Source organism: Flavobacterium gawalongense, assembly GCF_007097265.1.
Lineage (GTDB): Bacteria > Bacteroidota > Bacteroidia > Flavobacteriales > Flavobacteriaceae > Flavobacterium > Flavobacterium gawalongense.
Map to the genome: position 1 here is coordinate 27,150 of NZ_VJZP01000027.1, position 23,451 is coordinate 50,600.

At 33.7% G+C, this 23,451-nt stretch carries 21 protein-coding genes; 5 read left to right on the forward strand and 16 right to left on the reverse strand.

Going from position 1 to position 23,451, the window contains the following annotated elements; all coding sequences use genetic code 11:
- Window positions 1-86 precede the first annotated feature (86 nt).
- From FNW38_RS13330 to FNW38_RS13340, 3 genes are read left to right on the forward strand one after another with little or no spacing between them, the layout of a single operon-like run.
- Entirely contained in the window at window positions 87-1,514 is a 1,428-nt protein-coding gene (locus FNW38_RS13330) for a leucyl aminopeptidase family protein (RefSeq protein WP_143388274.1), read from the forward strand.
- Window positions 1,515-1,517: 3 nt separating this feature from the next.
- On the forward strand, window positions 1,518-2,732 hold the full coding sequence (locus FNW38_RS13335; protein WP_143388275.1) for an ATP-grasp domain-containing protein: 1,215 nt from the start codon (window positions 1,518-1,520) through the stop codon (window positions 2,730-2,732).
- 53 nt (window positions 2,733-2,785) lie between these two features.
- On the forward strand, window positions 2,786-4,441 hold the full coding sequence (locus FNW38_RS13340) for a M1 family metallopeptidase (protein WP_143388276.1): 1,656 nt from the start codon (window positions 2,786-2,788) through the stop codon (window positions 4,439-4,441).
- Window positions 4,442-4,492: 51 nt separating this feature from the next.
- On the opposite strand, the gene FNW38_RS13345 is transcribed toward FNW38_RS13340, so the two are convergent.
- Entirely contained in the window at window positions 4,493-5,329 is an 837-nt protein-coding gene (locus FNW38_RS13345) for an AraC family transcriptional regulator (RefSeq protein WP_143388277.1), read from the reverse strand.
- Window positions 5,330-5,484: 155 nt separating this feature from the next.
- On the opposite strand from FNW38_RS13345, the gene FNW38_RS13350 reads away from it, so the two are divergent.
- Entirely contained in the window at window positions 5,485-6,480 is a 996-nt protein-coding gene (locus FNW38_RS13350) for a phytanoyl-CoA dioxygenase family protein (RefSeq protein ID WP_143388278.1), read from the forward strand.
- 55 nt (window positions 6,481-6,535) lie between these two features.
- On the opposite strand, the gene FNW38_RS13355 is transcribed toward FNW38_RS13350, so the two are convergent.
- The 15 genes from FNW38_RS13355 to FNW38_RS13425 form a co-directional block, all read right to left on the reverse strand.
- Entirely contained in the window at window positions 6,536-7,411 is an 876-nt protein-coding gene (locus FNW38_RS13355) for a sugar phosphate isomerase/epimerase family protein (protein ID WP_143388279.1), read from the reverse strand.
- 20 nt (window positions 7,412-7,431) lie between these two features.
- Window positions 7,432-8,325, reverse strand: coding sequence for a hydroxypyruvate isomerase family protein (locus FNW38_RS13360; protein WP_143388280.1), 894 nt, complete (start codon window positions 8,323-8,325; stop codon window positions 7,432-7,434).
- Between the two features lie 10 nt (window positions 8,326-8,335).
- Window positions 8,336-9,586 (reverse strand): nucleoside permease, encoded by a 1,251-nt coding sequence (locus FNW38_RS13365; RefSeq protein ID WP_143388281.1) that lies wholly within the window; start codon window positions 9,584-9,586, stop codon window positions 8,336-8,338.
- Window positions 9,587-9,663: 77 nt separating this feature from the next.
- On the reverse strand, window positions 9,664-10,347 hold the full coding sequence (locus FNW38_RS13370) for a 3-keto-disaccharide hydrolase (RefSeq protein WP_143388282.1): 684 nt from the start codon (window positions 10,345-10,347) through the stop codon (window positions 9,664-9,666).
- Between the two features lie 16 nt (window positions 10,348-10,363).
- Window positions 10,364-11,824, reverse strand: a complete 1,461-nt coding sequence (locus FNW38_RS13375) for a Gfo/Idh/MocA family protein (RefSeq protein WP_143388283.1) — start codon at window positions 11,822-11,824, stop codon at window positions 10,364-10,366.
- A gap of 96 nt (window positions 11,825-11,920) precedes the next feature.
- Window positions 11,921-12,973, reverse strand: coding sequence for a sugar phosphate isomerase/epimerase family protein (locus tag FNW38_RS13380; RefSeq protein ID WP_143388284.1), 1,053 nt, complete (start codon window positions 12,971-12,973; stop codon window positions 11,921-11,923).
- 35 nt (window positions 12,974-13,008) lie between these two features.
- Entirely contained in the window at window positions 13,009-14,175 is a 1,167-nt protein-coding gene (locus FNW38_RS13385; protein WP_143388285.1) for a Gfo/Idh/MocA family protein, read from the reverse strand.
- Between the two features lie 9 nt (window positions 14,176-14,184).
- Complete coding sequence (locus FNW38_RS13390; RefSeq protein WP_143388286.1) at window positions 14,185-15,888, reverse strand: GMC oxidoreductase; 1,704 nt, start codon at window positions 15,886-15,888, stop codon at window positions 14,185-14,187.
- 112 nt (window positions 15,889-16,000) lie between these two features.
- Window positions 16,001-16,561 (reverse strand): gluconate 2-dehydrogenase subunit 3 family protein, encoded by a 561-nt coding sequence (locus FNW38_RS13395; protein ID WP_143388287.1) that lies wholly within the window; start codon window positions 16,559-16,561, stop codon window positions 16,001-16,003.
- A gap of 514 nt (window positions 16,562-17,075) precedes the next feature.
- On the reverse strand, window positions 17,076-18,266 hold the full coding sequence (locus FNW38_RS13400) for a hypothetical protein (RefSeq protein WP_143388288.1): 1,191 nt from the start codon (window positions 18,264-18,266) through the stop codon (window positions 17,076-17,078).
- 15 nt (window positions 18,267-18,281) lie between these two features.
- Entirely contained in the window at window positions 18,282-19,112 is an 831-nt protein-coding gene (locus FNW38_RS13405; RefSeq protein WP_143388289.1) for a type 1 glutamine amidotransferase, read from the reverse strand.
- 41 nt (window positions 19,113-19,153) lie between these two features.
- Window positions 19,154-20,260 (reverse strand): carboxylate-amine ligase, encoded by a 1,107-nt coding sequence (locus FNW38_RS13410; protein WP_035672581.1) that lies wholly within the window; start codon window positions 20,258-20,260, stop codon window positions 19,154-19,156.
- A 168-nt stretch (window positions 20,261-20,428) separates the two neighbouring features.
- The gene (locus tag FNW38_RS13415; protein WP_143388290.1) at window positions 20,429-21,376 is read right to left on the reverse strand and encodes an ATP-grasp domain-containing protein; all 948 of its coding nucleotides are present in this window, start codon (window positions 21,374-21,376) and stop codon (window positions 20,429-20,431) included.
- Between the two features lie 57 nt (window positions 21,377-21,433).
- The gene (locus tag FNW38_RS13420) at window positions 21,434-22,147 is read right to left on the reverse strand and encodes an esterase family protein (protein ID WP_143388291.1); all 714 of its coding nucleotides are present in this window, start codon (window positions 22,145-22,147) and stop codon (window positions 21,434-21,436) included.
- A 231-nt stretch (window positions 22,148-22,378) separates the two neighbouring features.
- Window positions 22,379-22,783 carry a glyoxalase gene (locus FNW38_RS13425; RefSeq protein WP_143388292.1) on the reverse strand — a complete coding sequence of 135 codons (405 nt, stop codon included), beginning with the start codon at window positions 22,781-22,783 and terminating at the stop codon, window positions 22,379-22,381.
- A gap of 70 nt (window positions 22,784-22,853) precedes the next feature.
- On the opposite strand from FNW38_RS13425, the gene FNW38_RS13430 reads away from it, so the two are divergent.
- A complete protein-coding gene (locus FNW38_RS13430; RefSeq protein ID WP_143388293.1) occupies window positions 22,854-23,237 on the forward strand; it encodes an acyl-CoA thioesterase in 384 nt (127 codons plus the stop codon).
- Window positions 23,238-23,451 lie beyond the last annotated feature (214 nt).

Below are 23,451 nucleotides of genomic sequence, written 5' to 3' on the forward strand. Positions count from 1 at the left end.
ACTCGATTTATCGGTCTTTTAGAATCGTTATCATGCAATTAGACGCGATAAATCGCGTGTGTACAACCGAAAAATTAAAAGAACAAATGAAAACAAATACAGTAATAAACTTAGATAATTTTTCAGGAACAATTTTAATTCCGGTTTTTGAAACCTATTCAAAAAGTATCGTTCCAATTGCATTTAATGGGCTGGAAATTACTTCTAAAGTTTTTTTCGGTAAAAAAGACACGCACTATTTAGCCGAAAAAAATGACAATACGTATGTTTTTATTGGCTTAGGTAAAACGATAGATTATAAATCGGTGCAAACTATTTTTCGTCGTATTTCATCTAAAGAAAAAGATAATTTTAGTTCGAATATAGCTTTAGTTATACCCGAACAATTCACTCAGGATCAGGTTGAAGCTATGATTTCAGGTTTGCTTTTAGGAACATATGATTTAGGTCATTTTAAATCGGAAAAAAATATACATCCGTTTTTGAATCCAGATTTCACTTTGAGTTTAGTTACTGAAAAGGATTATTTGGCTATAGCCAAAAAAGGAATTAAAATCGCCAAAGCGCAGCTAGCAATCCATAATTTAGTCGATTTACCTCCAAATACTGTTAATCCAAAATACTTAGCAAATTGGGCCAAAGAAACGGGTGAAAAATATGGATTTGATGTAGAAGTTCTCGGTTATGAAGCTTCAAAAATAGTAGGTCTTGGTGCATTTTTAGCGGTAGGAAAAGGAAGTGAAAATGAGCCTCAATTTATCATTATGAATTACACTCCAAAAGAGAAACATATAAAACATGTTGGATTGGTAGGTAAAGGTATCACCTTTGATACTGGTGGATTAAACATAAAAACGGCAGGAATGGTTCACATGAAATGTGATATGGCTGGCGGTGGCGCAGTATTAGGAGCGATGCAACTTATAGCCGATTTACAATTGCCAGTAAAAGTCACTGCTATTGTTCCTTGTGCGGAAAACTCTGTTGACAGCAAGTCCTTTTTGCCTAGTGATGTGATTCACAGTTACAGCGGACATTCAATAGAAATCATCGATACGGATGCTGAAGGCCGACTCGTTTTAGCCGATGGATTATCCTATTTAATTAAAAATTTCAAACCGGAATATATCGTTGACATTGCAACACTTACAGGAAGCAGCGTTGGTACTTTTGGCTATGAATGTGGTGCTTTGTTTACCAATAATGAGGAAATGGCTAAGAAATTACAAGAAAACGGAGATGCAATTGGAGAGCGTTTGTGGCCTTTACCGCTTTGGGATGTTTATAAATCAGACATTGAAAGCGATATTGCCGATGTGAAAAATTATAGCGGAAAACCAGTTGCCGGAGCAATAAGCGCAGCCAAATTTTTAGAATATTTTACCCAAGAACACAAAGCTTGGGCGCATCTTGACGTTGCAGGCGTAGCATTTGGCGATGATGAATTTGCTAAAAGTAAACATGCTACAGCCTATGGAGTTCATTTATTAACTAAATTCATAGAAAATTTATAACGTATGGAAAACTCTAAAACCTTCCTTTGTATTTCAAATTATTTTAAGGGTGCCGATTTTTTAATTAATTTAAAAAAATCAGGCAACAAAGTCTATTTAGTGACGAGCGAAAAACTGAGAGACAAACCATGGCCACATCAATATATTGATGAGATTTTTTATATGGAAGGGCAAGATGTCGATTGGAATTTAGAGCATTTATTATTAGGTGTTGGCAATTTCATGAAGTCCACGAGAATTGATGCCATTGTAGCTTTGGATGATTATGATGTAGAAAAAGCAACTTATCTAAGGGAAAATCTAAGAATTGACGGAATGGGACAAACTACAGGACGTTATTTTAGAGATAAACTCGCCATGCGTATGAGAGCGAAGAGTTGCGGGATTCCAATTCCTGCTTTTTGTTCCTTATTTAATGATCATGACATCAATACTTTTGCAGATACAATTCCAGCTCCATGGGTTTTGAAACCACGCTCTGAAGCTTCGGCAACAGGGATTATAAAAGTATATGACAAAGAGAGTTTATGGATCCATATTAATGAAATGGGGAATAATAGATTCAAATATTTATTGGAACAATTCAAACCTGGCGATGTCTATCATTGTGATAGTTTGATTTCGGATAGTAAAGTAATCTTTAGTTTGACTTCAAAATATTTAGCCACGCCAATGGAAATTTCACAAGGTGGTGGCGTTTTTCGTAGTGCCAATATCCCTTATAATGCTGAAGATGATAAAGCCATCAAAAAGATAAATGAACAAGTATTGAAAGGCTTTGGATTGAAACATGGTGCAGCACATACTGAATTCATAAAATGCAAGGAAGATGGACAAATCTATTTTCTGGAAACGTCATCCCGAGTAGGAGGAGCGCATCTGGCAGAAATGGTTGCCGAAGCTTCCAACATTAATTTATGGAAGGAATGGGCAGCAATTGAAGATGCCTTGGCAAAAGAAACTAAATATACTTTACCAAAAGTAAAAAAAGAATATGCCGGAATTGTTCTGACTCTGTCGAAATTCCAACATCCTGATTTATCATCGTTTTCAGATCCGGAAGTTTGTTTCAGAGTTCCACTAGAATATCATGCTGGGCTGATTGTGAAATCGGATAAACAAGAAAGAGTTTTGGAACTATTAGAAGATTATGGCAATCGTTTAGCTACTGATTTTACTGCCGTTGTTCCACAAAATTCTGTTTCTAAATTGCATTAATGTTTATTCATTTATAAAAATTAATTTATAATTTATTTCAAAGTTTCTAATTCATGAAAAGAAATTTCAGTTTTATTTTTATCTCGTTTTTTATTTTTAATAGTGCGAATGCACTAGGACTACTGGGACAGAAAGAAGAAATTTTCACCAGACAGGATTCTTTACGAGGCAGCATCACTAAAGAAAGAGCATGGTGGGATGTAAAACACTACCATCTTGACATTAAAGTAAATCCTGCAAACAACACAATTACAGGCTCTAACACAATAAAATATCAAGTTTTACAGGAATACGATAGTATGCAAATTGACTTGCAAAATCCTATGGAGATTTATAAAGTCATTCAGGATGGTAAAGTTTTAAAATACAAAAGAGAAGGGAATACTTTTTTTATTGAATTGGTTGCTTCTCAGAAACCAGGAAATATAAAAGAACTCACAGTATTTTATGGTGGTAAACCTAAAGTAGCTGTTAATCCACCTTGGGATGGAGGAATTACTTGGAAAAAAGATAACAATGGAAATTCTTTTATCGCCTCTTCTTGTCAAGGATTGGGGGCTAGTGTTTGGTGGCCAAACAAAGACCACATGTATGACGAAGTGGATAATATGCTCATCAGTGTGAATGTTCCAAAAAATTTGATGGATGTATCCAATGGTCGTTTGTTAAGTGTAAAACAATTGAAAGATGGAACAAAAACCTATAATTGGTATGTGGCAAATCCTATCAATAACTACGGTGTAAATATAAACATAGGAGATTACGTTTTTTTTTCGGAGAAATACAAAGGAGAAAAAGGGGATTTGGATTGCAATTATTATGTATTGAGAGAGAATTTGGCCAAAGCCAAGATTCAATTCAAAGATGTGCCGCGAATGTTGAAAGCATTTGAACACTGGTTTGGACCGTACCCTTTTTATGAAGACAGTTACAAATTAGTTGAAGCACCGTATTTAGGAATGGAACACCAAAGTAGTGTGACGTACGGTAATGGCTACCAAAATGGGTATCGTGGCAGTGATTTAAGTGGGACAGGATGGGGATTGAAATTTGATTTTATCATTATTCACGAATCTGGGCATGAGTGGTTTGCGAACAATATTACTTATAAAGATATTGCTGATATGTGGATTCACGAGAGTTTTACAAATTATTCTGAAAGTCTTTTTTTAGAATATTTTTATGGCAAAGAAGCTGGATACACTTATGTAAGAGGAATTAGAAAAAATATTGCTAATGACAAACCCATAATAGGCAAATATGATGTAAACAATGAAGGCTCAAGTGATATGTATTATAAAGGGGCAAATATGCTACACACTTTGCGCCAAATTGTAAATGATGATGAGAAATGGAGAACTATTTTAAGAGGTTTGAACAGTACTTTTTATCATCAAACAGTTACTACGAAACAAATTGAAGATTACTTAAGTCAACAAGTTGGAATAGATTTATCAACCGTTTTCAATCAATATTTAAGAGACACTCGAATTCCAACTTTAGAGTATTTTTTCAAAGATAACCAACTAGGCTATCGTTGGACAAATTGTGTTCCAGGTTTCAATATGCCTGTAAAAATAACTTTGAATGGAAAAGAAGAATTGCTGAAACCAGAAACCGAATGGAATACTATTCCAGCAAAAACTGAAAATCCAAAACTAGAAATAGACAAGAATTTTTATGTTGCCAGTTTTAATGTAACGGAGTAAAAAATGGATAAAGGTTGTGCTTCTCCAAATAAAACAGGGAACACAACCTTTTTACCTTTTCTTAAACTGAATTGGATTTTCACCCACTACTTTTTTGAATATTCTATTAAAGTAGGATAGGCTTTCAAAACCACATTCATAGCAGGTTTCAGTTACATTTTTATCACTTTTCAAAAGTATTTTAGCCTGTTCAATTCGATATTGATTTAAAAATTCAGTAAACGTTAATCGTGTCATTTTCTTAAAATAACGACAAAAAGCAGCTTTTGATAAATGAGTCAGCTTTGCAATTTCTTCAATGGAAACAGCCCTTTGATAGTTATTTTCTATAAATTTATAGACTACTTTTAGTCGTAATTGCTCCTTATTATTATATAGGTTTTCAAATGGTTTATCATGTAAAAGAGTCATTTCATTTGATGTTGCTAAAATTTGAAATAATGAGAGCACTTCTATAAATTGTTCGAAATGAGATAAATGGTGAATTTTCTGAAGTCTTTTACCAATTTTGTCTTTTATATCTCCATGAAAACAAACTACCTTTTTTGAGTTTTCAAATAATTTATAAATAGAAGCTAATTCAGGCGTTGTAATAAAATCATTTTTGAAAAAATCTTCTTTTATCTGTAAAACAACTTTTTCATATTCGGTTTTTATACCATAATCAAAATTCAAATGTGGAATATTGGAACCTATAAAAACCAAATCACTTCCTTCAAAATCGCCCACATGATTTCCCACACGGCGTGTTCCATTTGGCGCAACAATGAAAGTCAATTCAAATTCGGGATGAAAATGCCAATAATAAAAATCATTCAATTTTGGATTTACTAATATTCTAAATGAACTTCCAGCTAATCTTTTTATATCCTCAAAAACTATTTTCATACCGTTATCTATTCTATATTGTTCAAAAATATACATATACTTGTTTAAAAGTACTAAATAAATCAATATTGTACAAATAGCAGTAAATTTTGTGAAAGTATTTAGTATTCTCTTTTTCTAATTTTGAAATAGTAATAACACTAAATATCCGAACAATGGAAAAGAATGATAAATCAATGACACCAACAATGGTTCCTACAATGACGCAAAATAATGCCCATAAAGATATCCCAGGGAATCCATCAACAGCAAAATCCAGTACATCAAAATTAAATGATCGTTCCAATGGTAAACCTTTGCGGTTGCTTACAGAGGAAGATTGGAAATTTTGGATTGAGAATGGATACATTGTAATAAAAAATGCTGTGCCAAAAGAAAATGCTAAAAAAATGGGTGATTTTTTATGGGAATTTGAAGAAAAAAAACAAAATGATCCTGAAACTTGGTACGCTCCGCCGAGAGCCGAAATGCAAATGAAAGAGCTTACTAATAGTGGCATGGTTGAAGTATACAATCATCAATACCAATGGGATAACCGACAAATGCAAAAAGTGTATGATGCGTTTGTTGACATTTGGGGAACCGAAAAATTATGGGTAACTATTGATAGAGCCAATCTCAATTTGCCAATTAGACCCGGTTATGATTTCAAAGGATTCATACATTGGGATTATGACCCTGAAACAAAACCTCAAAATGTACAAGGAGTTCTTGCATTGGCAGATCAAACTGATGAAAATATGGGAGGTTTTCAATGTATTCCTGATTTATATCGAAATTATGACACTTGGAAATTAACGCAGCCCGAAGATAGAAATCGTTTCAAACCGGATGTTACAGGACTGGAAGATAAATTTGTAAAAGTAAAAATGGAAGCGGGTGATTTATTAATTTTCAATAGTACTCAACCTCATGGCATACGTCCAAATATAACAAAAGATAAAGTGAGAATGGCGCAATACATTTCTATGATGCCAGCTGAAGAGGATAATGAAGAATTACGTCAATGGCGTATCAATTCTTGGCAAAACCGAATAGCACCGGAAGGATATGCATTTCCTGGAGATCCTCGTAATTGGGAACAAACTAAATATGAAACAGCCAAACTGAGTGAATTGGGCGAAAAATTATTAGGAGTGACAAAATGGTAATAAAAAAGGGATACTTAGTATCCCTTTTTTTATATAACTATATTTCTTTAGAATATTATATTAAGTTATTTTTAATGTAATTGTAACTTATGGCTGCGGATTCTATTGGATTGGGTTTGTAATTACTCTCATGTTCTAAAAAGAAACGTTTCATTCCAGAAAGTTCAGCTTCAGCAAAAATAGCTTTAAAATCTATCGAACCAGTTCCAATTTCTGCATTAAAACTTGGATTAATTTTATCCATATCTTTCACATGCCACATTTTGAAACGTCCTGGATGATCTTTGAATAATTGTAATGGATTATTTCCAGAACGAACTACCCAATACAAATCCATTTCAAAATCCACTAAGTTTTTATCTGTATTATTTAATAAAATCTCATAACCCGTAGTAGACTCAAATTTTTCAAATTCAAAATCATGATTGTGATACGCTAATTTTAAACCCGAAGCTTTGCAAATTTCAGCTGCTTGATTTATTTTTAACGCTAATTTTTTATAATCATCAATACTTTTTCCTCTTAAGTTTTGTAATATATAAGGTACTGTAACGTATTCACTTCCTAAAATATTAGCAGTCTCAATATAAGACTTAAGAGATTCTGTTGAACCGTTTTCTATATATCCATTGAAATCAAAATGATTACTGGTAGCCTTTAAACCATTATCACACAGCATCGATTTAAAATCCTTTACAGAAGTACCAAAAAAACCATTCTTTGGGGAATATCCAAAAGTTTCTACTTCATTAAATCCTACTTTTCCAACTTGTGCTAATACGCCTTTGACATCTTTGGGTAAAGTGTCTCTTAGTGTCCATAATTGAATTCCAATTGGTCTCTTTTTTGTAGTAAATGCAAATGAAGGAGCAATAGCTAATGCTCCCAATGCCAAACCGCTATTTATTAAAAAATCTCTTCTTTTTATCATCAGTTATTTTTTTTAAATTATTAAATATCACATATTGCAATAGCCTGTTTTAAGGAGGCTAGTTTGTTTGGATTTTTAGGAATAAATTCTTGACCTACGAATCCTTTATAACCTGTTTTGGCAATCGCTTTCATTATTGCCGGGTAATTTAATTCCTGTGTTTCGTCTATTTCATTTCTACCTGGAACACCTGCAGTATGAAAATGTGCAATATAATGGTGATTTTCATTTATATTTCTAATAATGTCACCTTCATCAATTTGCATGTGGTATATATCATAAAGCAACTTGAAATTTTCAGAATTCAAACGTTTTGCTAGTTCGACTCCCCATTGTGTTCTATCACATTGGTAATCTTTGTGATCAATTTTACTATTTAAGAGTTCCATTACCAGCGTTACATTATGTTTTTCAGCCAATGGAATTAGTTTTTGCAAACCAATTATGCAATTATTCCAGCCTTCTTCATCCGTTTTACCTCTTCGGCTCCCGCTAAAACAAATTAGATTTTTATAACCTGCTTTTGCCACAAGCGGAATCATTTCCGTATAATTTTTTATGAGTGTCTCATGAAATTGGGTATCATTAAAACCATCAACCAAATTTATTTCCGCTCCGTTGCACATAGTAGAAACAAGATCATATTTCTTCAATGTTGGCCAATCTTTAGGACCAACTAAATCAATACCTGTGATTCCTATTTTTTTTACTTCGATGCAAAGAGTTTCTAGATCAAAATCGTTAAAACACCATCGAGCAACAGAGTGATTTATATTTCCTTTTAGCATACCTAATTGTGTTTCTGTTTCGTTTTTTGGCATAGCCAAAGCAGAAAACCCAGATGGAATCCCTAAAGCCGCTGTTCCGGCGAGAATTCCTTTTATTGCAGATCTTCTATTTAAGTTAGTACTCATTTTTTTGTTTTTAAATTGCTGAAACTTCTTCTTTTTCAATTTCAGTTTTACTTTTATCATTAAATAAAAGAGCAAAAAGTAAAAATACCCCGAATGCAATACCTGCTGGGATGATCCATACCATTTCCCAGTTTACAGTTTTTTCATTAATTCTGTAATTATCAGTAATCCAACCTGCAATAGCAAAACCAATTAACATTCCTACACCATAAGTAGCTAGTGTAATCAAACCTTGTGCAGCACTTTTATATTTTTCTCCTGCTTTTGAGTTGGTGTATATTTGACCCGATACAAAAAAGAAATCATAGCATATACCGTGTAACGCAATACCAATAATAAGCATAAAGCTCAAATCACTTCCGTTACCATAAGCAAACAATACATAACGAATAGCCCAAGCCAACATACCTACCAGAATAGTTTTCTTAAATCCAAAACGAGTAAAAAACACGGGAATTAGTAATAAGAATAATGCTTCCGATATTTGACCAATAGCCATTTTTCCTGTTGGATTTTCAACTCCCGCTTCTGTTAAAAATGGATGTGCATTTTGATAATAGAAGGCTAGGGGAATGCAAATAAGAATCGATGATATAAAAAAGACAGCGAAATTTTTATCTTTCAAAAGTTTTAAAGCATCAAGACCAATAATATCACCAATTTTAATTTTTTCAGTTGCAGCAACTTTAGGTGGTGTTTTAGGTAATGAAAAACTAAACAAACCTAAAATTAAAGCAGCAATTCCTGCCAAAAGAAACGTATTCTTTAGTAATCCCTGCGTAACACCTTCTGCAGAATCCCAATGAAATAAAAAGCTTATGGATAATCCCGCTAAAATCCAACCAATAGTTCCCCAAACTCTAATATTTGCAAATTCTTTTTCAGGATCATTCATTTGATTGAAAGAAACTGAATTCACAAGTGCCAATGTTGGCATATATAAAATCATATACCCTAAAACATAAGAATAAAAAATGCTAACATCATCCGAAACATACATTTGATACATCAAAAATGCTCCAATAAGATGAAGAATACCTAAAATTTTCTCGGCATTAAAATAGCGGTCTGCAATCAAACCAATAATAAAAGGAGCAATTATGGCACCCCAAGATTGTGTTGAAAAAACAGAAGCTGCTTCTGAACCTGAAGCATGCAAATTGCTTTTTAGAAAAGTTCCTAATGTTACAAACCATGCGCCCCAGATAAAAAATTCTAGGAACATCATTACAGATAATTTAATTCGGATTTTGGTATTCATTGGTTATAGGTTAGTTAATATAAATGGTTTAATAGTTTTTATTTTTAAATTAATTCGGAAGAAATAATCTCGTCGAATTACAATTCTTTAATGACAATATTTCTGTACCAAACAGTATCGCCATGATCCTGTAAGGCTATTTTTCCTGTTTTGAATGTTGCAAAATCTTTCCAGGCTTTGAATTTACTTCCTGCAACAAGTGCTTTCCAGTTGTCATCCCAAAGTGTCGTTTTTACAACTATAATACCATTCAAAATAAAAGTTAATTCGCCATTATCACTGATTATTTCAGCTGTATTCCATTCGCCAACAGCTTTTACGGGCTCAATATCGCTTTTTATTAAATCATATAAATTTCCTGCTCTGTGTTTGGTTATTTTTCCGTCAGGATGTCCGTCATTATCCAAAACCTGCATTTCCAAACCTGTTTCATAAGTGTTTTTGTATTTTTTAGGATCTTCATGAATATAGAAAATAATTCCACTATTAGATCTTGGTGCTACTTTCCAATCTATTTTTAAATGAAAATTAGAATATTCTTTATCAGTCACAATATCGCCACCTTGACCGTTTTCTTTTGCGGTTGGATCAAAATATAAGGTTCCGTCTTCAATTTTCCATGCTGCGCCTACAGTAGTTTTTCCGTATGTATGCCATCCCTCGGTAGTTTTACCATCAAATAGTGGTTTAAATTCTTTTTGGGCATTTGCTATATGTACCATCGCAATGAGAATTAATAAGGTTACAATATTTTTTATCATTATTTAATGTAATTAATTATAAAGTTAAATTTTTCCAACCTTGGCGGTATTCGCGTTTTACAAATTGATTTACGTCATCAAAATTGGTGATTTTCATATTGTCATTATCCCAAAGTAATTTTACTGATCGACCTGGATATTTAGTTTTTCCGATTACTTCTTTTTTAATATCATACCCTCTTATGGCCAAATTTGCCATTAATAATGCCTCGGTCAATGGACCGGCAATTTCAAAAGGAGAACTTAATTCATGTTTTCCATGTCCGGCAATAGAAGCTTCAACCCATTGTTTATAATGACCATTAGATCCGTCACTTACTCTCGCGTATTTTTGTGCCACATTGATGTTTTCATTTCTGCTAAGAGGGAGTAAACGAGGATTTAAACCGTAAGTATCACACACCATTTTTCCTTTTGTGCCAATAAATAAAGTGCCATTTCCTCCATCTCCAAAAATTTCGTTTGCCCCTAATTCTAAAGGTCTTTCAGGTTGAATACCCCCATCCATCCAATGTAAAGTCACATCACCATTGGTTTTATTTGTTTTGGGAAAGGTTAAAGTTACATGACTAGAAGGCGGACAACTTTCAGGGAAATAACCGCGTTTAAATTCGTCAACATATACAGACCCAACACTACATTGTACATCTTTAGCATATTTTAAGTTCAATACACTAAAAGGAGCCTCTATGAGGTGACAACCCATATCTCCTAGTGCACCTGTGCCATAATCCCACCATCCACGCCAGTTGAAAGGTACCAATTTATCTACATAATCTCTTTGAGGAGCTGTTCCCAACCATAAATCCCAATCTAATTCTGCAGGAATTTCTGCTTTTGTAGTAGGCCAGGGGATACCTTGAGGCCAAACTGGGCGATCTGTCCAAGTATAAACAGTATGTACATCTCCAATTAAATCGGCTTCATACCATTCTTTCATTATTCGGGTTCCATCGTTTGAAGCACCTTGATTTCCCATTTGGGTGACTACCTTGTATTTCTTTGCAGCCTGAGTTAAAATACGGGCTTCATAAATATCATGCGTTAATGGTTTTTGAACATAAACATGCTTGCCCAATTGCATCGCAGCCAAAGTCTGTATAGCATGATTGTGGTCTGGAGTTGCTACTGAAACTGCATCAAATTTTTTGTGTTCTTTGTCAAACATTTCTCGCCAGTCTTTGTAATATTTGGCTTTAGGAAATGCAGTTACACTTTTTGCAGCTCTTATATCATCAACATCACATAAAAAACCAATATTTGCTTTTCCACTCTTATCAAACATGGCAATATCAGATTGTCCTTTACCACCCACACCAATACTGGCAATTATTAAACGATCACTGGGAGCGACAAAACCCCTTCCTAGAACATGTCTGGGAACAATCATAAATGCAGCAGCAGCCAAAGCACTTGTTTTTATAAAATCACGACGATTCGTTATGATTTTATTTTCTTTATCGTCTTCTTTTTTCATACTCATTATAAGATCTTTATTGATGAAATACAGAAATTTGCTATTGGTGCTCTAGATTTTACTAATGTCTAAGTTGAGTGAGGTCTTGGATTGTTTTTATAATCCAAGATTCTTCATATTAAAAGCTTTATTTGTTTCTACGGCTGCAAAATCATCAAAAGCTTTGTCTGTTACTTTTATGATATGATTTTTTATAAATTCAGCTCCTTCACGGGCTCCATCTTCTTGATTTTTAATACAACATTCCCATTCCATAACGGCCCAACCTTTATAATCGTATTGTGCTAATTTGCTGAAAATAGTTTTAAAATCAATTTGACCATCGCCTGGTGAACGATAGCGTCCTGCACGATTTGCCCAACTTTGGTAGCCTCCAAAAGTACCTTGTTTTCCTGTTGGGTTAAATTCGGCATCCTTAACATGGAAAGCTTTTATTCGTTCATGATAAAAATCGATATATTGAATGTAATCTAATTGTTGTAAAACAAAATGCGAGGGATCGTACAGAATACAAGCTCTGGAGTGATTATTTACAGCTTTTAAGAACATTTCATAGGTTTCACCGTCAAATAAATCTTCTCCGGGATGAATTTCGTAACAAAGATCAACACCATTTTGATCGAATTCATTTAAGATGGGTAACCAACGTTTGGCTAATTCCGCAAAGCCATCTTCAACCAAACCTGGTGGTCGCTGAGGCCACGGATGGAAATATTGCCATAGTAAAGAACCGCTGAAAGTTGCATGCGCATTTAAACCTAAATTATTAGATGCTTTCGCAGCATATTTCAACTGTTGAACAGCCCATTCTTGTCTTGCTTTTGAATTTCCATGCACGTTTTTGGGTGCAAAAGCATCAAAAAAATCATCATAGGCAGGATGAACCGCTACTAATTGGCCTTGTAAATGTGTTGATAATTCCGTGATTTCTAATCCGTATGATGCAATTGTGCCTTTTAATTCATCGGCATATGTTTTGCTTTCTGCTGCTTTTTGTAAATCGATGAATCGAGTATCTAATGTTGGCATTTGAATACCTTTAAAACCTAAATCAGCCGCCCATTTGCAAATTCCATCCAAGGAGTTAAAAGGAGCTTCATCGCCAATAAACTGAGCTAAAAATACTGCAGGACCTTGTATTGTTGTCATTTATTTATTTTAATTTTTTTATGAATTACCTTTTACTACAAAACGTAAGGAGTCCATTTTTTATCTGAATGTGCTGAAGTTACTACGTTATCAATAAACGCCATTCCTCTTAATCCATCTTCAATAGAAGGGAAGTCTAACATTTCAGGAGTAGGTTCTTTACCTTCTAATTTACAACCAAGTGTTAATGCAAAATTGCGATAGATATTAGCGAATGCTTCTAAATACCCTTCCGGATGTCCTCCCGGAGTCCTGCAATTATGCGTGGCAAATGATGATAAATGTCCACCATAATTACTACCGGCTCTTAAAATTTGTGTTGGTTCATCTAACCATCTTACAAGTAAAGTATTGGGGTCATGTTGCAGCCATTCGACACCCCCTTTTTCACCATATACTCTAATTTTTAAAGCATTTTCCTCACCAGCAGCAACTTGCGATGCCATTAAAACACCTTTAGCCCCATTATCAAATTTCAGCATTACTGCTCCATCATCATCCATTACACGTCCTTCAACTAATGTATTTAATTCCGCACAAACATCTGTAATGTTAGCTCCAGTAATATATTCCGCTAAATGAGCTGCATGAGTTCCAATGTCTCCCATTACGGAACTTTTTCCTGCCTTTGTTGGGTCTGTTCTCCAAGCCGCTTGTGCATTTCCTTCTCTTTCTGATAATTTACTCAACCATCCTTGTGGATATTCTACCCAGACTTTTCGAATCTTTCCCAGTTTTCCCTCTCTCACCATAGCTTTCGCTTGCTTTACCATTGGGTAGCCAGAATACGTATGTGTCAAACAAAGTATTAATCCTGTTTCGTCTAATTTTTCTTTTAATAACTTCGCTTCCTCTAATGAAAAAGTGATTGGTTTTTCGATTACAACATTAAAACCATAATCCAAAGCCATCATGGCTGGTGCAAAATGCGCAAAATTTGGGGTAACAATAGTAACAAAATCGATTCGTTCGCCAGCAGGTAAAGCTGCTTCAGCTTTAATCATTTCTTCATAGGTCAAATAAGTTCTTGATTCAGGAAGAAACAAGGCTTTCCCCGATGCTATCGCTGTTTCTGGTTTTATACTCAATGCACCACAACTTAATTCTATTAGTCCATCCATATTGGCGGCTAAGCGGTGAATGGCACCTATAAAAGCATCTTGGCCACCACCAATCATACCCATTTTTAATTTTCTAATCATCTTTTTATACTAAATATTTCCTTTATTTAATTCTTTTACAGCATAATCACATGCACGTGCCGTCAATGCCATAAAGGTCAATGATGGGTTCTGACAAGCAATTGAAGGCATACAAGAACCATCTGTAACAAATACATTATTTACTTCATGCATTTGATTCCATTTATTTAAAACTGAAGTTTTAGGATCATTACCCATTCTGGCAGTTCCCATTTCGTGAATTGCCATTCCAGGATAACAGTCATTATCATACGTTTGTACATTTTTAATTCCTGACGCTTCAAGCATTTCTGCAGCATCATTCATCATGTCAATACGCATTTTTTTCTCATTTTCTTTGTATTCGCAATCAATCGCTAAAACCGGTTGACCCCATTTGTCTTTTTTGTCATGGTTGATATACACTTTATTTTCATAGTAAGGCAACATCTCACCAAAACCACCTAAGCCCATGTTCCATGTATCGGCTGGAAGACTCATTTTATCTTTAAAATCACCACCAAAAGCTAATTCAGCAACTTCTTCATGCCAAGGATTTCTACTGGCACCTCCTTGATAACCAAAACCTCTTAAATAATCTCTTTTATCACCGCTGACATTTTGATATCTCGGAATATAAATACCATTTGCTCTTCGTCCATAAGTGTATTTATCTTCAAAGCCTTCTGCACTTCCTGAAGCACCACAACGGAAATGATGATCCATCAAATTATGTCCCAATTGACCACTAGCATTACCTAATCCTTCCGGATGTGCTTCTGAAGTTGAATTTAATAAAATAAATGTTGAGCCTAAAGTAGAGCCATTTACAAAAACAATTTTAGCATAAAACTCCATTGTTTCATTTGTTTCAGCATCAATCACCATAACCCCTTTAGCTTTTTTGGTATCTTTATCATAAATGATATGATTGACAATAGAGTAGGGTCTTACAGTTAATCGTTTAGTTGCCATAGCAGCAGGAAGGGTAGCCGATTGTGTACTGAAATAAGCTCCAAACGGGCAGCCACGGCTGCATAAATTTCTATATTGACAACTCCCACGACCATTATGAGGGACCGTTAAGTTTGCGGTACGCCCAATAGTAAGAATTCGTGTTCTGTTATAATGCTTTTCCATTCTTTCCTTAACTGACTTCTCCACACAGTTCAAATCCATTGGTGGTAAAAAAACACCGTCTGGCAAAAGAGGCCAGTTTTCTGCCTGTCCGCTTATTCCGGCAAATTTCTCAGCGTAATCATACCATGGAGCGATATCTTTATAGCGAATAGGCCAATCGTTACCATGACCGTCTTTAGCATTATCTTCAAAATTATGGTCACTAAAACGGTAACTTTGGCGCCCCCACATTAAAGACTTTCCACCTACATGAAATCCTCTGTACCAGTCAAAACGTTTGTCTTCCGTATACGGACATTCCAAATCATTTACCCACCATTTTTCGGTTGCTTCATTATAAGGATAATCTCTTGTTTGAACTGGGTGCGTTCTTTTTTGTTCTTCTGTAAGTTTACCGGCATGTTTAAACTCCCAAGGGTTTTTCATCGCGGATTCATAATCTTTGATATGTTCTATGTTCATTCCTCGTTCTAACATCAAAACTTTTAGTCCTTTTTCAGTCAGTTCTTTTGCGGCCCAACCACCACTTATTCCTGAACCTACAACAATCGCGTCATAAGTATTTTCTTCTTTTAAATTTGAATTTATATTCATTCTAGGTGCGTTCTATTTGGTTAATTTGAAGATAATATTTCGAAAAAATTAATGCGATAAAATCCTAAACTAATTTATTAAAAAAAGGATTTTATTTCGCCAATTGATTTCTTTAAGTAGCCCAAGCTTTTTGTCCAGGTTTGTAATCAGCATTGCCGTCGTATCTACCAGGAACCGGAAGGTATTCACGCGCCTGTGTACAACCAATTTCTGATGAGAAATACCCTAAAATAGTCAAATCTCTGGCGAGAATAAAAAAGGAAGGCTTTTTAATATCGACAAGTGATTCGGTTCTTAGTTCTTCCATTATTTTAACACGTAGCTCGGGAGACAATGCGGTAAAATTCTTATTATATTGTTCTTGACATTTTTCCTCCATTTCTTTCATTCCCGTTGCAAAAGTCTGTTGCAAATCGGCAGGATAGCATTCTTTAATCATCATAGGAATAAAAGCTCCCAAACCAGCCGCTTTAGCTCCAGGTGCTGCTTTTGTAGTTGGAATGATAATATCCGCAAATTCAGCTAAAAGTTCTTCGTCGGTAGCAGAAAATGATACATTACTATTTTCATTGTCAGGAATTATAATGTCTTTAATTAAAATTCCAACTGTTGTTGCTGAGATGACACCTCCTAGCACCAACGCCAAGTTTTTGATTGCTCTACGTCTATCCATTTACTAAAATTATTAAAAGTATTAATGATTATTGAATATTATGCATTTATTATAACAATGCAATAATAAATAAAAATAAGATAGATTCTCTTTTTTAATGTTAAATTATTGATAGAATTCAATAATTTGCAAATTATTAAGGGAATCACTTTTAAAAATTCATTAAACACGATCTGTTATCAATTAAAACAAGAAAAAAAATAGAATTTGAGATTAACAGTAAAATAAAAAATACTTTTAAGAGTCATTTTAATATTAATTTAACATGTTTTATACTACAAATTAAAATTAAATTTTCATTTCACACCATGTCAATGCGTTAAAATGACATTTTATAAAAAACTAATCATAAAAAATGTTTTAAATATTGGAAATAATATCAATGCAATTTATTGCAAAAAGATGTTTCTACAATAAGTAATGAAATTTAAAAATTCAATGGTTTGAAATCAAAAAAGATTGTATTGATAGAAATAAACATGAAGTGACATTCTATTCTATAAAAAACCACTATCTACCTTTCAAATAATCCAAGTGTCCCGCCAACCCAATCCATATCTTTATTGAATTTTACGCCAATCATTTCACCGCGACTCAATCGGACTAAGTTACAAAGTAGAGTAGGAGCGGCATCATCTTTTTTCCAAACACAAAGCACACGAACTTCTGCTTTTACTTTTCCATCAGGAGATTGTACAATAGGAATATAGTTTACCTTTTTTTGGAGGATATAAAGTTCTTTTTCAATTACCGCTTCAATATCTTCTTTTTTTACATGGAAAATAACACCCGTTCCTGAAAAAGAAAATAAAGGTTTCAAAACATAATTTTCTAAATCCTCTGGAATTTCGGTTAATTCACTCAATAATGTAGTTTCTATAAAATACTTCCCTTTTAAGAAAGGCAAAATAAATTTACTTATTCTGAAAAACCAATTAGGATGCCCTGCCCATTCTACATCAAGTTCATCTGAGAAATGGAAATTTAATTTTAAATCGGTTCGCAAATCTAATTCATCAAAAATAACCCGATTATAGATTCGTTTTACTAAAATTTCATCGCCTTTTTCGTTTTTATAAAATAATTGTTTGCCTTTTTTTATGAGTTCAGTAACGCAAACTATCGGAATACCAATATCTCTTCGGCAATAATAAAAATCTATTTTTGTATTTTGTTTTTCTGGTTCAATTTCAAGAAGAATAACATTTTCTTTGGGATGATTATTACAAATCGCTTCTTCAAGAATATTGAGATATTCTTGTGGTTCAATGTTATTGATGAATGGTGTTAATTCGCTGAGAAAAGGATACTGATTCTTAAACTTTTCATACAAATTAACTTGATAATTATATAAAGAGGGAAATCCTTGCACTTCAATTAGTTTAGGAATAATCACTCCGTCTTCTTCGCAAATTCCAAAATCAATAGCTAAAAAAGTGGTGTGTTCATCTTCATTTGGAACGTTATAATTTAGTTCTAATGATTTATTTGTAAGCGATTTAAAGTCTTCTTTTTGAATTAAAGCTATAACCTCATTACTACCTTCAATCAATTGTGATTTTAGTTCATTGGAAATAAAAAGTGGAGTTTCACCTAATCGAAAAGTAGGTATGTAATTAAAATCGGAAGCAATATCATCTTTAAGTTTTTGATATTTTTTTTCTGTAAATTGAGCATTAAATAACTCCCGATATTTTGAAATCATTTGGAATGGATTGTATTAATTAGAAAGCATTTTCTTTGTTTTCATCAAGTCATTAATCGCTATTCGAAGGAAATTTGGAATCAAAGTTTCATTAGTTCTGTATATTTTGTCATCATCCAATAAATCTTCGAGCATATTCCTAAACTTTCTTTTCCCTTTCATATTTCTGATTTTTTCTTTTGCTTCTTTATTTCTCAAATGAGAGACAAAGCTTATCGGATCAGCTTCCGGGTGAAATTGAGTACCAACAAAATAGTCCGTAAAACGAACAGCCATGATAGCACGTTCATATTGTATATGATCTCTTATTTTCTCTAAAGAAATAATTTTGGCTCCTTTTTTAGCAAAAATACTCAGCTTTGGCTGAATAACTTGATAATCCCTGGAGTCGATAGCATAAAAAGGATCCGCTAATCCTTCGAAAAGAGGATCAGTGAGCCCTTCTTTAGTTTTATGAATAGTCATAACGCCAAAAGAAGTATCGTTTCTTTTCGTAACAGTCGCTAATCCAAAATGCAGGCAAGCCATTTGAAAAGAGTGACAAATAAACAATACATGTTTTTTAATTGCATTTTCATTATTCCATTTGTTCAATGAATCGATAAATTCATAATATTTTACATCCCAATTCCCATCTCCAATTAATGGATTCCCGGGTCCTCCAGTTGAAATATAAATATCAAACTTGTTAATATCCGGCAATTCACACTTTACCCGAACATCAAATATTTCGAAACTCACAACCGGACTAAACCTATTGACAACATCAATGATACAACGCATCCCTTGATTAGGTTCACCGTTATACATATCTAAAAGGGCTATTTTTATAATTTTACTGGACATAAACTATTTTTAAAAAACAATGTACAAAGGTAATTTATATTTTATAATCCCTTGGTAAATTCACCAGTTATAAAGTCTACGACTCTGCAAAGATCTCCCGTTTCTTCAAAAACAGCTAATTGTTTATCTGCTCCAGTTCCGTTTTTCAAAATTTTATGCACGTAATTAATATCCTCGCGACTTCCTAATTCATCTACAACATCATCAATGAAATCAAGTAATTCCAGGATAAGCATCTTAGTTTCCACTTCCTTTTGCAATCCAAAATCAATCATATTATTATCAATTCCATAGCGAGCTGCGCGAAATTTATTCTCTTTTATCAAAGCCAATCGATAGATGTTAAAACTGGTATTATTCATGTTCAATTTGTAGAGTTTGGCTACAATTGCCTGAATAATTGCAACAATACAAATTGTCTCATCAACCGTTAAACACATGTCACAAATCCTGAATTCGATAGTATTGTAAAAGGGATGTAAACGTAAATCCCACCAAATTTTCTTTGGATTATCGATACAATTGGTCTTTACCAAAGTCTCTAAATAATTCTCATACGATCCCACCGAATCAAAATATTCCGGCAATCCCGTTCTTGGGAATTTATCAAAAACTTTCGTTCTAAAGGATTTATATCCTGTTTGTCTGCCTTCCCAAAAAGGGGAATTCGTAGAAAGCGCAAAAATATGAGGCAAGAAATACGTTGCCTGATTCATTAATTGCAACCCAATTTCACGGTTTTCTATCCCCACATGACAATGCATTCCAAAAATTAAATTCGAACGTGCCGCATCCTGCAATTCATTTACAATATCGTGATAACGGGGATCATCAGTAATAGGCTGGTCCTGCCATTTCGAAAAGGGATGCGTTCCGGCGCCACCCACAATCAAATCTTGTTTATCGGCTAATTCAACGATTTTGGAACGCAAAAATTTTATTTCGTTTTTAGCATCATTGACACTATTACAAATATTTGTCCCCACTTCAACTACTGATTGGTGCATTTCGGCCTTCACCTGTTCATTTAAAATTATTTTGGCACCATCTACAATTTTAGACAAATGCGACCGCAAATCCCTTGTTACAGGATCAATAATTTGATATTCTTCTTCTACACCAAGTGTAAAAACTGGTAATTTTTTCATTATTTTTTTTTTAGGAGCTATTTCCCGCTTTTCGTTTCAATCTTTCTATTCCTGAAAAAAATCAGGAATAGAAAGGATTTTCTCTACAAACGAAGTTCACTGAACTCCGATGAAAATGAAAATTAAGTGAAGTAATCGGGGCTAGGCAATTCCGTTTATCTATAATTTTTATTTTACAGCTACGGCGTCTTTAATAAAAGTTCCCCAAGTAAGATTGATTTTACCTGGCTTTTGTTTTTTTGCGGCAGCGATAGCCATTTTTGCAGCTTCTTCAACCACCCATTCAAAATTTTCAGCACCCACCGAAGTCAATTCAGCGTCAGGAGCGGGATTTCCAAAATCTATCGCATAAGGAATTCCATCACGAACGGCAAACTCCACCGTATTAAAGTCATACCCTAAACCTTTGCAAAGTCTTAAAGTATAATCTTTTATAGTCGCTAATAGCTTTTTATCAACCGGCGGTCCATCAATTACATAACGCAAATGATGTGGATTTCTTGGTTCGTATTGCATAATTCTGACTGCTTTACAGCCCAAACAATACACTCTGAAATATTCTGTAAAGACAATTTCTTCTTGTAACATCATCACTAATTGCCCAGTTTCCTGATGTTTATCCCAAAATTCTTCTTTGTTTTCCAATCGGTAAACGTTTTTCCAACCACCTCCGGCATACGGTTTCATATAAGCCGGAAATCCAATATAATCAAAGATTCCTTCCCAATCCATTGGGTATTTTAGATTTCGGAATGATTTTCCGGTGGTATCCGTAGGATGTTCAGCAGAAGGAAGAATTACCGTATTCGGAAGTGGAACTCCAAGCGTATCTGCCAAAGCATTATTGAAAAACTTATCATCTGCACTCCACCAAAAAGGATTGTTAATAACGTTAGTTCCTGTTAAGGCAGCATTTTTTAAATAAGCACGATAAAAAGGAACATCTTGTGAAATTCGGTCAATAATTACAGCGTATTCGCCATCTTGATTTTGAACTACTTTATCAATAGCAACTGCTTCAGCAATGATTCCTTTTTCGTTTTTTGAATTTACGCGATCTATAAATGCTTGTGGAAAGGTGTCTTCCATTCCAAATAAAATTCCTATTTTTTTCATCTTGATACGTTTATAAATTACTTAATTTCATTTTGTTCCCCCTCTGGGGGCTAGGGGCTAAAAAAATTTAATTCTTGATAAATAATGTGGAAACATTTCTTGCCAAACAGGCCAATCGTGTTTTCGCTCCTGACGAATATCCAGCCAGTGATGTATATTTCTGTCACTTAAAACTTTGCTTAATTTTAGATTCGCATCAAAACAAATATCCCAATTTGAAGTTCCAAGAACGATATCCATATTCCACAATTCATGATCATCGAGTCCGTATAAATAATCTTCAGGACTGTTGTAAAACACATCATCATTATGAAAACCATCCAAAAAACTCTTAATGTTGAAAGCGCCACTCATGGAGAACATATGACTTACATAACCAGGATGACGAAAAGCGAAATTAGCGGCATGATACCCGCCAAAACTGCAACCCGCAACAACAACTTTTCCGGAAGAGGTATTGTTTTTTACTTTTTCAACGATTTCATGACAAATCATTTTGTCATATCTAACATGATTTTCTATGCGATGTACAGGATGAATTTGTTTATTGTAAAAACTGTCTTTGTCGATACTGTCAGGACAAAATATTTGGATTAAACCTTGTTCAATATACCATTTTGCGGAATCAATCAAACCCATATCTTTATTTTCATGGAAACTCCCCATAGAAGTAGGAAATAAGACGACAGGATATCCTGCATGTCCAAAAACCAGCATTTCAATATCCCTGCCCAGATTTGGTGAATGCCATTTGAAATATTCTTCCTTCATAACTTTATTTTTAACAATTATAATGAAAAAATCCGAGCAAATAGCATAAATAATTTTACTTAACCAATATTTATTATAAAAAACATTGCGATTATTAAATCGTAATTAAATTGTAATATTTATATCAATAAGCGTCTATTTTTTCAATTATACACAACAAAACAAGTTGATTTAACATATCGTCATTTTTAAAAAAAGTATTTGAATTAACTAAAAAAAATCCAAATCAGACTATATACTTTGATTAATTTCAAACAATTGGACTTGACTTTTTAATCTTTCAATAAGCATACTCATCATTCTTTTGTTGATACTGGAAGAATTTTTTATGTACTCAGCATATTCATCGGCTGTAAATAACGCGATTATCATTCCTTTTAAAGCATTTCTAAACTTGATGTCTTTTTGAATTGCATTTTCTATAACCGATAATTTTTTTTCGACACTATGACTATAAAAATCCGCTTTGTTTTTTGCAACATAATTAATAAATGAAGCAATAAATAAATCGTTTTGTAATTTCAAAATTGGCCTAAGCACTTCATTTTGAAATGATTCCTCCGATGAGGATTGTGTTGTTACGGAGCCTATGGTTTGTCCTCGGAATTCTTTTAAGAAAGTATCTCTTTGATTCATCTTTTTTTTTCTTAAAAATAAAGAAAATAGCCATAAGAAAAGTTTATTTTTGCAGATATAAAGAAAAATTATGAGATTTCACACTAGAAAATGGGTAAAACCGGAAGATTTAAACCCAAACGGAACCTTATTTGGAGGTAAATTATTAGCTTGGATTGATGAGGAATTGGCTTTGTACACTATCATTCAATTAGAAAATGCAAGAATTGTCACTAAGCATATGTCTGAAATCAATTTTAGAAGTTCCGCAAAACAAGGTGATATTATAGAAATTGGTATTGATGTTGTCAAATTTGGAAATTCTTCGCTTACGCTAAAATGTGAAGCCAGAAACATGATGACACGAGAAACCATTATCACAATTGACCATACTACAATGGTAAGTTTGGGCGCTGATGGAAAACCAAAAGCACATGGGAAAACTGAAATTGAATTTGTTAAGGATCGTTTGTAATTAAAGTAGATTTTTGCTTCTAATTTGAAAATTAGTTAGGAGTGGATTTAAATTCCTTTATTTTTATTTATATGACAGTCCGCAATATGTTCCAAAGGATAAAATAGGACACACAGATAACATGGATTGAACGGATTTTGCACAGTTTTAAATAACTGTCTTGATTCACCAAATAAAAAAATCCGTGTAAATCGGCATAATCTGTACAATCTGT

Excerpts from the sequence above, each read along its gene's own strand:
- FNW38_RS13415 (WP_143388290.1), bottom strand. The coding sequence starts at position 21,376 with ATGAAAAAAATAGGAATTTTATTTGGAATGGAAGACACCTTTCCACAA.
- FNW38_RS13375 (WP_143388283.1), bottom strand. The coding sequence starts at position 11,824 with ATGAAAAAAGAAGACGATAAAGAAAATAAAATCATAACGAATCGTCGT.
- FNW38_RS13360 (WP_143388280.1), bottom strand. The coding sequence starts at position 8,325 with ATGAGTACTAACTTAAATAGAAGATCTGCAATAAAAGGAATTCTCGCC.
- FNW38_RS13400 (WP_143388288.1), bottom strand. The coding sequence starts at position 18,266 with ATGATTTCAAAATATCGGGAGTTATTTAATGCTCAATTTACAGAAAAA.
- FNW38_RS13390 (WP_143388286.1), bottom strand. The coding sequence starts at position 15,888 with ATGAATATAAATTCAAATTTAAAAGAAGAAAATACTTATGACGCGATT.
- FNW38_RS13365 (WP_143388281.1), bottom strand. The coding sequence starts at position 9,586 with ATGAATACCAAAATCCGAATTAAATTATCTGTAATGATGTTCCTAGAA.
- FNW38_RS13380 (WP_143388284.1), bottom strand. The coding sequence starts at position 12,973 with ATGACAACAATACAAGGTCCTGCAGTATTTTTAGCTCAGTTTATTGGC.
- FNW38_RS13425 (WP_143388292.1), bottom strand. The coding sequence starts at position 22,783 with ATGAATCAAAGAGATACTTTCTTAAAAGAATTCCGAGGACAAACCATA.
- FNW38_RS13405 (WP_143388289.1), bottom strand. The coding sequence starts at position 19,112 with ATGTCCAGTAAAATTATAAAAATAGCCCTTTTAGATATGTATAACGGT.
- FNW38_RS13385 (WP_143388285.1), bottom strand. The coding sequence starts at position 14,175 with ATGATTAGAAAATTAAAAATGGGTATGATTGGTGGTGGCCAAGATGCT.
- FNW38_RS13335 (WP_143388275.1), top strand. The coding sequence starts at position 1,518 with ATGGAAAACTCTAAAACCTTCCTTTGTATTTCAAATTATTTTAAGGGT.
- FNW38_RS13355 (WP_143388279.1), bottom strand. The coding sequence starts at position 7,411 with ATGATAAAAAGAAGAGATTTTTTAATAAATAGCGGTTTGGCATTGGGA.
- FNW38_RS13340 (WP_143388276.1), top strand. The coding sequence starts at position 2,786 with ATGAAAAGAAATTTCAGTTTTATTTTTATCTCGTTTTTTATTTTTAAT.
- FNW38_RS13430 (WP_143388293.1), top strand. The coding sequence starts at position 22,854 with ATGAGATTTCACACTAGAAAATGGGTAAAACCGGAAGATTTAAACCCA.
- FNW38_RS13330 (WP_143388274.1), top strand. The coding sequence starts at position 87 with ATGAAAACAAATACAGTAATAAACTTAGATAATTTTTCAGGAACAATT.
- FNW38_RS13395 (WP_143388287.1), bottom strand. The coding sequence starts at position 16,561 with ATGGATAGACGTAGAGCAATCAAAAACTTGGCGTTGGTGCTAGGAGGT.
- FNW38_RS13370 (WP_143388282.1), bottom strand. The coding sequence starts at position 10,347 with ATGATAAAAAATATTGTAACCTTATTAATTCTCATTGCGATGGTACAT.
- FNW38_RS13410 (WP_035672581.1), bottom strand. The coding sequence starts at position 20,260 with ATGAAAAAATTACCAGTTTTTACACTTGGTGTAGAAGAAGAATATCAA.
- FNW38_RS13420 (WP_143388291.1), bottom strand. The coding sequence starts at position 22,147 with ATGAAGGAAGAATATTTCAAATGGCATTCACCAAATCTGGGCAGGGAT.
- FNW38_RS13345 (WP_143388277.1), bottom strand. The coding sequence starts at position 5,329 with ATGAAAATAGTTTTTGAGGATATAAAAAGATTAGCTGGAAGTTCATTT.
- FNW38_RS13350 (WP_143388278.1), top strand. The coding sequence starts at position 5,485 with ATGGAAAAGAATGATAAATCAATGACACCAACAATGGTTCCTACAATG.